The sequence below is a fragment of the candidate division WOR-3 bacterium genome, from assembly GCA_016926475.1.
Classification (GTDB): domain Bacteria; phylum SDB-A; class SDB-A; order SDB-A; family SDB-A; genus JAFGIG01.
In genome coordinates this window covers 26574-36483 of the sequence record JAFGON010000046.1, presented here as the reverse complement: position 1 = coordinate 36483, position 9910 = coordinate 26574, and the positions used below count along the sequence as shown (strand labels likewise).

Genomic DNA, 9910 nt, shown 5'->3' with positions numbered 1-9910 from the left:
CTGAAGCTTGAAGGCAACCCTGTTCACAAGGAGATGGATGGAACAATAGATTTACTTGATATTCAAGTGTTTTCCATTCAAATAGTCGGAACTGAAAAAGGTATAATCGACGTATTCACTGGAGACATAAGACAATCCTTTTTGGACGCCGTAGAACTTTCATCTTCGATATTCGCTGTCCCTATCGACCGCCTCGCAGACGCAATCCTCGTGGAGGTCGGCGAACCGTATTCGAGGACCCTTTACCAGACTCAAAAAGCGATAATACACGCTTCCTGCGCTCTGAAAAAAGGAGGAATACTTTGTTTTTTAGCTCATTGCAGCGAAGGGATAGGGGACAGAGGCTTTTATGACCTGCTTTCTGCGTTTGACAGCCCGGTGGATGTCCTGGAACATTTAAAGCAAGGGTACAAATTCGGATACCACAAATCCTACCACATGGCAAAAATAGCGCTTGATTTCAAAGTTTTGGGTGTCTCGAATGTCGAAGAATCGGTTTTGAAAAAAATATTCATAGAGAAAATCAACGGAATATACAAATTTTACGAAATGGTTGAACAGCAAAAACTATTTGTGTATAATATTCCGAGAGGTGAAATCACTGTTCCTCTTTTTTCGCCCTGATCACAATATTTGGAGGTCAATATGCGGTTTTCGGAAATTTCCGCTTATGAAGGAAAAGATGTTGAAGTTTTTTGCTGGCTGACCGGTAAGAGAAGCTCCGGTCAAATCCATTTCCTGCAGGCGAGAGACGGCTCAGGGGTCTGCCAGATAACAGTCATCAAGGATGAAGTCACAGATGAAGTCTTCGATAAATGCGGACACCTTCCAGTGGAGAGCGCTATAAAAGCCAAAGGAAAAGTCGTCGCGCAAGAAAAAGCAAAATTCGGCTACGAGATAGTTCTCAGGGAAATTGAAACCATATCAGAACCTTTCGGAGAATATCCCATACCGAGAAAACCCAGCGGACCGGATTTTCTTTTGTCCCTGAGACATCTCTGGCTTCGTTCACCCAGACAATCTGCGATTATGAGGGTAAGATCCTCGATAATAGAAGCCATAAGAGATTTTTTCCAAAAAGAAGGTTTTTACTGTGTCGATACGCCTATTTTCACACCATCGGCTTGCGAAGGAACGACTACTCTTTTCAAAGTGGATTATTTCGACACGCAAGTGTATTTGTCCCAGAGTGGACAGCTTTACAATGAAGCGAACGCTCTTGCTCTTGAAAAAGTCTACTGTTTCGGCCCTGTGTTCAGGGCTGAAAAATCCAAAACCAGAAGGCATCTCACAGAATTCTGGCAAGTTGAACCCGAATGGATTTTCGCGGATATTGAATCCATAATGGACTCATCTCAAAACCTTATATTGCACATTCTCCAAAGAGTTTTGGATAAAAACAGACTCGATTTTGCCCTTCTCGAAAGAGACACGGCACCTCTTGAGGCTGTCAAAGCCCCTTTCAAGAGGATTTCATACGATGAAAGCGTCAAAATTTTGAAAGACAGAGGATTTTCAATAGAGTGGGGGGCAGATTACGGCGCGCCTGAAGAGACCGAGATTTCTAAAATTTCCCAATCCCCTGTTTGCATTCACAGATTTCCTTCGCACATAAAAGCTTTTTACATGAAAGCGGATCCTGAAAATCCGCGACTCGCTATGGGTGTGGATCTCATCGCGCCAGAGGGTTACGGAGAGATAGTTGGAGGCGGAGTCAGGGAAGAGAGGATAGAGGTTTTGGAAGAAAAGATAAAAGAACACGATCTTCCCAGGGAAGATTTCGAATGGTATTTAGACCTCAGAAGATACGGATCTGTGCCTCATGGGGGATTTGGACTCGGTCTTGAAAGAACAGTGGCTTGGATATGCGGGATACAGCATGTCAGAGAGTCGGTTGCCTTTCCGAGGATGATGGACAGAATCAGACCTTAAAGTCTTTTAACCCGGTATTTGCCATAAGATTTTTTTGCTCATCATTTTTTTTTGACTTTCAGAAAGCCAGGGGAGTTATGGCTACTCCCTTGGCTTATCAGACATTATCCCGTTAAAAAGCCTGAGCGGCTTTGAGTTCGTCGTAGTATTGGTTGGCAACAAAAGCTACCATTCCAAGAGCCGCGATGCTTCCCACGATCGGGACTATACCGAAAAGACCGCATATGAAAAGGGCGATCAGAATCTCGATTGATTTTGGAAAATTACTCCTTATGAATCCCATGGAAGTTTTAAAAGCCCCGGAGAAACTTTTGTCTTCCCAGAGTATTTGGAGATAACCAAGTATCAAAAACACCTGTCCTATGACCGAGGCGATTATGAAAATAGTTATAAAAGCAGGATGTATCAAACAGACGCAGATACCCAATTTTATAGCGGTCAAAAGAATTATGAGAAGCCAGTATACCACCAATATAACTGCATAAACCGCGCCTACTATTACAGTGAAGACAAAAGAAGGCATGAATTTTGACATCTGAGAAAACGCGAGTCCGACTTCGACTTTTTCCCCTTTTTCTTGTTTTCTCGCGGCACTCAATAACCCCAGCATTATCGGTCCCGTTAAAACACCTAACGTCAGAAACGAGACGAGAGCGCCAACGAGTACTGTGAGTCCATAGTTCATTATGTCTTTTTGAAACCATGACCAACCATTTTTGATTTTATCCATGGCGTTTTGAAAATTGATTTTTTTGTCCATTTTACCTCCTGAGTATTTCCACCAATTTAATTTACAAAATTTTATATGTCAAGAAAACTTAATTGCGGCTATATTTCAATTCAGAAAATGTTTTGTTTTTTTTTGTTTTATGGTAAATTTTCTGCATGGATACTCCTACGAATTGCTTCTTTCATCCCGATATAATCGCTTGCGACAAGTGCAGCGTTTGCGGAAAAAATATTTGCCATATGTGCAGGGAAGAAGTCGATAAAAAGGTCTATTGCAAAGAATGCTATGAAAAAATGTTTCCTGCTCCGAAAATTGAAGAAAATCCGCCCTTGGAAGAAAAAAAAACGGCAACCAGTGGTTCAACTGACGTGAAAAAAGTAAAATACAACGACCTCGCCATCGTCTCATTCGCTCTTTCCGTGGCTTCAATTTATTTTCATTTGCTTTCGGCTATTCCGGCAATAATAACAGGTATAATAGCCAGAAAACAACTGAAAGAAAACAACCAAAACCAAAAAGGTGATGAATTCGCCCTTGCTGGTATTATAATCGGATCGATCTTTTTCGCACTCTGGTCATTCGTACTTTGCTTTTACGGGACAATATACGGTTCTATGTTTTTTACACTTTGCGCGACTATGTTGACAAACGGTAACGCAAATTAGTCAATTTAACATAATGTTTATTATCGGCGTTTAATTTAAAATATAATTTTTACTTAAACTACGTTTTTACGATGCAAAAATATTTTGGATCAGTATTTTCCCGTTTTGATTGCTAAGTTGAATTTTCGTCTATTGACGATACAACACGGTTTTTACCTAGATTTTTAGCTTTTATCAAATATTTATCCGTCTTTTCTATAAGTTCTTCAAGCCATTGAGAATCTTTTGGATATTCTGCGACCCCGCAGCTGATAGTGAGTTTCATAGCGTCGCCTATTATTTGGGATTTTTCTATAACTTCTCTGATCTTTTGAGCTACGACAACAGCAGAATGGATGTTTGTGTTCGGAAGAGCAATCAAAAACTCTTCACCTCCGTATCTTCCAACCAAATCTGATGATCTGATTTTTTTTACCATTATTTCAGAGAGTTTTTTCAGCACATAATCGCCCCTTGAGTGCCCAAACAGATCGTTTACATTTTTGAAATCGTCAATATCCACCATTATCAAAGACAATTTATGCACTCTTTCTTCTTCTCTGTGGATCATCTCCCTTAACTTATTCAAAAAAACGTTTCTCAAATATAAATTCGTCAGCCCGTCTCTCATATAAAGCTTTTCAGCCCTGTTGTAATTCCAGTACTGTGACAACGTAAATGACAATAAATTGAGATATTCGGGGTTGAAACTGTCCGATAAGCCATTTTTTTTGTCAAGGTAAATCAAACCGTCGATTATGTTGTTTTCGTATAAAAGACTTTTGGTGAGAGAAGATCTTCTAGATTTTTCCCTGTTGATCCGGTGCATGAACCTCTTGTAATACAACTCGTTTACTACAGGAATAGAGATGAAAGATTTGATTGAGGAATATTTGTCTTCGTTAAGTCCGGTGAAAACTTCCGTTGACTTTTCAAGAGGGATTTTATCGATAAAATAGGGATCGTCCTCTGAATAGTAATATTTTTTTCTGTAGACGACAATTTGCGGGATTTTGTTCTGAAGAGATGTAAAAAAAGCTCCTCTATCGTAATTCAAAGAACGCAAAACAGCCGATATGACATTCTTTATCAACACTTGATTTTCTGAAAAATAGTTTAACTGCAATTGTCTGTTCAAATCGAGGAAAGAATTTTTTGTGAATTGAAATTTTTCCTTCTTTTCAATTAAACGGTTGTACTCCGATGGAAAATCATTTTTAAAATAACATAAAATACGAAAACACATGGTTTTTTTAAACAACCTCTTGTTTTTGAAACTGTCCCTGGTTTTCACAAGCTCTTCTGCGGAATAGGAGAGCAGATTTTTGTATTCGTCATCACCCATCCCCTTCAGCGCTTGGGATAAAATGAAAATTATCCTGTATGAGAGATAATTCAAATTCGAAAGACCGGAGACATACCTCTCAATGTACCTTTTCAGGGACTCTTTTTTAAATTTCGACGTTTTAAGTTTTACGAACATTCTGACGCTGTTTATCTCGTCACCGGCAAAAATATCTTTAAACAAACTGATAATTTTTTTTGAAATAAAAACAATTTGACTGTCGTCCAGGTGGTAGAAAAGGCTGTTGATATACATATAAACAATTATAGAATAGTTGTATATATCGTTAAATTCATCCAATAATTTATAATAAATATTAAAGTAATCTTTTTTATAGCCATTTAAACTAATCTGATAGAAGGTCTGAACGATTTTCTTCAACAGAAAAGCGTCAGGCATTCTTTGTTTTTCGATTTCGATTTTTTCCAATTTCTCAAAGAAAAAACTCAATTCTTCTTTTTTGTCAAGTGACAACAAGATGCAAATGATAGAGTAGTAAAGATCAAGGCAGAATTTAACAGAAATCTCATGGTCCGTGTTGCAGTTCAGAATTATGCTCATATTATCCCTGATGAATCCGTATTTTTTAACAGGATCTATGTTGAGAGACAGTATGTTTGAAATAACAAGGTATATGTATACGTTCTCCCCTATCATATTTGAATACTTCAACGCGTCTCTCAGGTATTCGAGGGTGATTTTAGTGTCGTTTTCGATTGCTGCGAGGTTGTTTGAAGCGAGAATCAGGTCGTTGTAGTCTTTGTATGTTTGTGCGAGTTCAAGGGCTTTTTGGAAATATTTCTTTGCTTCAGACCTCTTGCCGTAATTGAAATGGTAATAAGCATAATCTGTATTTGCAGAGAAAAAGTAGCTTAAATCCCCGTTTTCGTCCGATACAACTTTTGCCTTTTCAAGGAAAATTCTAATAGTATTCGCGAATTTTTGCATTTTTCCCTGTTTATGGTAGAGGTCAGCCAATATTTCAAGAGCTTTCAAAGTTAAATACTTTGTCTTGTCATCCTTTTCCTTGTGAACATTACGGAAAAAATCCCTCAGGTCTGATATTGATTTTTCAAACTCGGAAAACAGAGTGTAGAACTTTGCACGATATATCAAAAATGCCAGGTTCTGATACTTGCCCAAATTTTCCTTTTCGACAGAAATAACGTCATAAATTGATTTTGAATTCTCCATGTCCCCCGAGTTCAGGTATTGGCTGAATACGTCGAACAGAACGTTGTATTTGATAAATGCACAGGGTTGGTCCTTTTCTACAAAATCTAAAAGATTCTCGATCTTACGAGATAGGTCGAACTTGTTCTTCAATTTTATGTAGATATATTTTATGGTTTCTCTCGGCAGACCCTGGGGAAGGTTTACTGATTTCAAGAGATTTTTGGATTCGATTTTATAAATAAAATCTTCGGCGATTTTCTCTATGCTGTTTAAATTTCTGAATGGTTCGATGAAATGGGAAAACAGAAAACGTGAATACTCAAAAAATTGACTTGTCGAAAAGTATAAATTCAGAAGAAGTTTTTCCTCGTCAATCCTGAGGTTTTTTTTCTCTAAATACTTTATCACGTCGTAAGAAGCCTTATTTTTGAAATCTTCTTTTTTAAAGTATGAACGGACTTTCACTTCGGTGGTCCGGTCGTAGTAGTCCAATGCTCCGCCTGGCTGAAAGGCCAAAAGGTTTAAGCCGAGAAGGTCATATATGATTTCATCCAGAGATTTTCCAGGCCCGTCGCCCAAAAACAATTTCAACAAAGATATATCGACAGGCCTTTTAAGCAATTCAAAATAGCTGAAAAAATATTCGTAATCGGTGCTATCTTTGATCCGGCGGTATTTGTCTTCAAAAATACGGTTTAAAGCGTTTTTATTTATAAGATTCAGAGTTCTTGAACTGCTTTTCAAAGACCTGTTGGATCTCAAAACGTTTTCAAGAATTCTGCAAATATCATAATTTCCATTTTTGCGCATGTAGTCTATTATGTCGTCAACATCTAAAGCGTAGAAGATATTCTTTATTTTTTCCTTGAGAAAATTTTCAAACTTGTCGCTGTCCGGAGGTTCGCAAATATTATAGAATCCGCTTGATTTGCCAGAATCTGACAATATCGGAGTAAGAATCAAGAGACCTTCACCCTTGAATCTTTCTTCGACAGCCTCGATTGTCTCTGTCAGTTCGTTTTTTCGGTTATTACCCTTGAAACTGACAGCGACTTTGCCGTATAAGGACAGTTTCTCAATAGATGAAATTATATGGTCGAGGGCTTTTGAGTCTTTGTCTATAATCGTCTCGTCTTTTGTGATTTCTGAAGACTTAATACCCCTTAAATCGAGCGATTTCATCATCTGATTTCTAAAATCGTTGAAATAAGTGAGCGGATCTTTTGATAAATCGAGCTCTATGTAAAAATATTCGTTGATTTCAGAGTATGATTTAAAATAACCATTGAGTATATCGTAATAATTATCTTTGTAATTAACTGCGTTTATTCTGAAGATCTTTGCCTTTTCTGAAAGGGTCAAAGCTCTGTCAAAATGACTTTTGACATGTCCAATAGTCCCTATGTTCATCCTGTAATATTTTCTGACAAAGTCAAAAAAAGCTTTGGGGCAAATATTTCTAAACTTCAGTTTTTGATGGTCTATTAATGCCTTTGCTAAATCATGTCCGGTGATTTCTTTTATGAAAGCTTTTAAATCGTCTTCTTCGAGTTGAATTATTTTTGGTTGAATGAAATCCAAAAGGATTATCTGGGAATTCTCATCGACCAAAATATTTTCCCGGTGTAAATCGCTGTGACCGAAACCATTTGATTCAAGCCACTTAAGGGTGAACAAAAGCCTTTCTGCCAAAAGAGAACGTTCTTTTTTTGTCGAAAGCTTTAACGACGAAATGTTCTTTCCTCTGATATAGTTCATTGTGTAAAAATAGTAGTTGCCGTAAAAAGAAAAACCGTCAATGTTGTATATCTTTTCAAATGTGTGGGCTTTTACTGCGCAGGGCAGATCAATGCTTTTGGTGTAGAAATACTCGTTTTTAAAAGCGTCGAGATCCTGGTTGACCAATTTGTCTGTGTTGTAGATTTTCAGTGTTTTGGAAGGATTTTTTTCGTCCTGAAGATCCGAGACTTTGTATATTACGCCGTAAGACCCCTGTCCGATTTCTCCTTCTACCCTGTAACGGCGATTTATCAGCTTCATCTATTCAGATTTTGATTTCCAGATTCTGTATTTTTTCAGATCTTTTTCAACCATGTAAAGACAGATGCCAATAAGCGTCACATCGTCGATAAGCCCGAGAAAAGGGACAGGATCGGCGAAAATGTCGACTGGGTTCAGTATATAAAGAACCGTGAAAGCAACGGAAGAAAGAGCCCAGAAAGGAATTGCTTTGTATTTGCCCCTGGTGTAGTCCTTTATCATTGAAAGAGAAAGTTTGATATCCTCGTAAAACCTCGAAAGTGGTCCGCTTTTTTTAACCTTATCCTCTATGTCGTCGGCTTTCTCAACGATTAGTTCCAGATCTTCTTCTTTGATTTTTTGAGAGTTTTCTTTGAGAAAATCTTCGGTGACTTGAAATTTGGAATTTTCCATATACCCCCCGTTTTTAATTGATTTTCTATCTTACGAAAAACATTGTCAAGGATATAAACTTGACAGAACGAAAAGGATAATTTATTTTGAAGTTTTCAAACACAGAAGGAGAAAACATGAAAATTTTGGTGACCGGCGGAGCCGGCTTTATAGGGTCCAACACTTGCGATGAATTGGTAAAATCAGGGCACGAAATTTTAGTGGTTGACAACCTTTCATCAGGTAAAATCGAAAACCTGACAAAAAAAGCGAAACTGATAACAGCTGACATAATCGATTGCGATTTCGATCAGATTTTCGGCAAAAATAAATTCGACACCGTCATTCATTTCGCCGCTCAAATCGACGTCAGAAAATCCGTCGCCGACCCTGCGTTTGACATGAAAGTAAACATACAAGGGCTTTTAAACCTTCTCGATTCCGCTGTTAAATCCGAGGTGAAAAAAATTATCTTCGTCTCTTCCGCAGGAGTGATGTACGGCGACACAGAATCGCCAGCGGATGAAAACAATCCTCCTGTACCCGTCTCGCCATACGGAGTCTCGAAACTCGCCGGAGAGCATTACCTGAGGTCATACTCCCACAATTTCGGTATAGACTTCACTGTCCTCCGTTTCACAAACGTCTATGGACCAAGGCAGGATCCTCACGGGGAAGCCGGAGTGGTAGCTATTTTCGCCAATCAGATGATATCGAAAAAACAATCGATCCTCTACGGGCATGGAAAACTTCAGAGGGATTATGTCTTCGTAGGAGACGTCGTCAAAGCCGTTTCGAAAGCCCTTATTGCAGGTTCCCATGAAACCTACAATATTTCAACCGGTGTGGCGACCTCTGTCTCCGAATTGTTTGGAGAGATGAGGAAATTTTTTAAAGAAATTCCTGAACCTGTTCTGATGGACACCAGACCAGGAGAGCTTAAAAAAAGCGTCGCCAGCTTCGCGAAGGCGAAAAAAGACCTCGGCTGGGAACCAACCACCTCTTTAGAAGAAGGCTTAAAGAAAACGGTTGAATATTTTCTCTCAAAAGGAGATTAGAGTTGGAAAAAAAATACTACGCGCACGAGACAGCTGTTGTCGATGAAGGGGCACAAATCGGCGAGGGGACTAAAATCTGGCATTTCAGCCATATCAGATCCGGAGCAGTTATAGGAAAAGATTGTTCCATAAGCCAAAACTGCTATGTAGATGACAAAGCCGTTCTAGGCGACGGGGTGAAGCTTCAGAACAACGTCTCCGTCTACGCCATGGTAACGCTCGAAGACGGAGTTTTCGCCGGACCTTCGATGGTTTTCACAAACGACATCAACCCGAGAGCCCCTTACCCAAAAGGCGGTAAATGGGTCTCGACCAAGGTAAAAAAAGGGGCGACTTTGGGAGCGAACTCGACAATAGTCTGCGGCAACACAGTCGGTAAGTGGGCAATGGTGGCAGCAGGAGCTGTCGTGACCAAAGACGTGCCCGACTATGCTCTTGTCATGGGTGTTCCGGCAAGCATCAAGGGATGGATATGTGAATGCGGAACAAACCTGACATTTTCAACTGACAAAGACAAGCATGAGTCCTGCATATGCGTGAAGTGCGGCAGAAAATTCGATAAATCTGGCTACAATGTCAGCGAAATAAAGTAAAAATCTCAAAGGAGGCTTTT

General features: G+C 39.1%; 8 protein-coding genes. 5 read left to right on the top strand and 3 right to left on the bottom strand.

All coding sequences use genetic code 11. The annotated features are described in order from the left end of the window. Both JXA84_04710 and asnS read left to right on the top strand, forming a co-directional pair. Nucleotides 1-624: hypothetical protein (locus JXA84_04710; protein MBN1150506.1), on the top strand; the 624-nt coding region annotated here is incomplete at its 5' end. 21 nt (nucleotides 625-645) lie between these two features. Then, nucleotides 646-1932 (top strand): asparagine--tRNA ligase, encoded by a 1287-nt coding sequence (asnS, locus tag JXA84_04705; protein MBN1150505.1) that lies wholly within the window; start codon nucleotides 646-648, stop codon nucleotides 1930-1932. Between the two features lie 112 nt (nucleotides 1933-2044). On the opposite strand, the gene JXA84_04700 is transcribed toward asnS, so the two are convergent. After that, nucleotides 2045-2692 (bottom strand): hypothetical protein, encoded by a 648-nt coding sequence (locus JXA84_04700; protein MBN1150504.1) that lies wholly within the window; start codon nucleotides 2690-2692, stop codon nucleotides 2045-2047. Nucleotides 2693-2817: 125 nt separating this feature from the next. Here JXA84_04700 and JXA84_04695 point away from each other — a divergent pair, with 125 nt between their 5' ends. After that, nucleotides 2818-3327 (top strand): DUF4190 domain-containing protein, encoded by a 510-nt coding sequence (locus JXA84_04695; protein ID MBN1150503.1) that lies wholly within the window; start codon nucleotides 2818-2820, stop codon nucleotides 3325-3327. A gap of 112 nt (nucleotides 3328-3439) precedes the next feature. Here JXA84_04695 and JXA84_04690 read toward each other — a convergent pair whose 3' ends face one another. Continuing rightward, the gene (locus tag JXA84_04690) at nucleotides 3440-7867 is read right to left on the bottom strand and encodes a diguanylate cyclase (protein MBN1150502.1); all 4428 of its coding nucleotides are present in this window, start codon (nucleotides 7865-7867) and stop codon (nucleotides 3440-3442) included. After that, nucleotides 7868-8260, bottom strand: a complete 393-nt coding sequence (locus tag JXA84_04685; GenBank protein MBN1150501.1) for a DUF1232 domain-containing protein — start codon at nucleotides 8258-8260, stop codon at nucleotides 7868-7870. Between the two features lie 116 nt (nucleotides 8261-8376). On the opposite strand from JXA84_04685, the gene JXA84_04680 reads away from it, so the two are divergent. Both JXA84_04680 and JXA84_04675 read left to right on the top strand, forming a co-directional pair. Further along, nucleotides 8377-9297 carry a GDP-mannose 4,6-dehydratase gene (locus JXA84_04680; protein MBN1150500.1) on the top strand — a complete coding sequence of 307 codons (921 nt, stop codon included), beginning with the start codon at nucleotides 8377-8379 and terminating at the stop codon, nucleotides 9295-9297. 2 nt (nucleotides 9298-9299) lie between these two features. Then, nucleotides 9300-9890: an N-acetyltransferase gene (locus JXA84_04675; GenBank protein ID MBN1150499.1), complete on the top strand. Its 591-nt coding sequence runs from the start codon at nucleotides 9300-9302 to the stop codon at nucleotides 9888-9890. The last annotated feature ends 20 nt before the right edge of the window (nucleotides 9891-9910 follow it).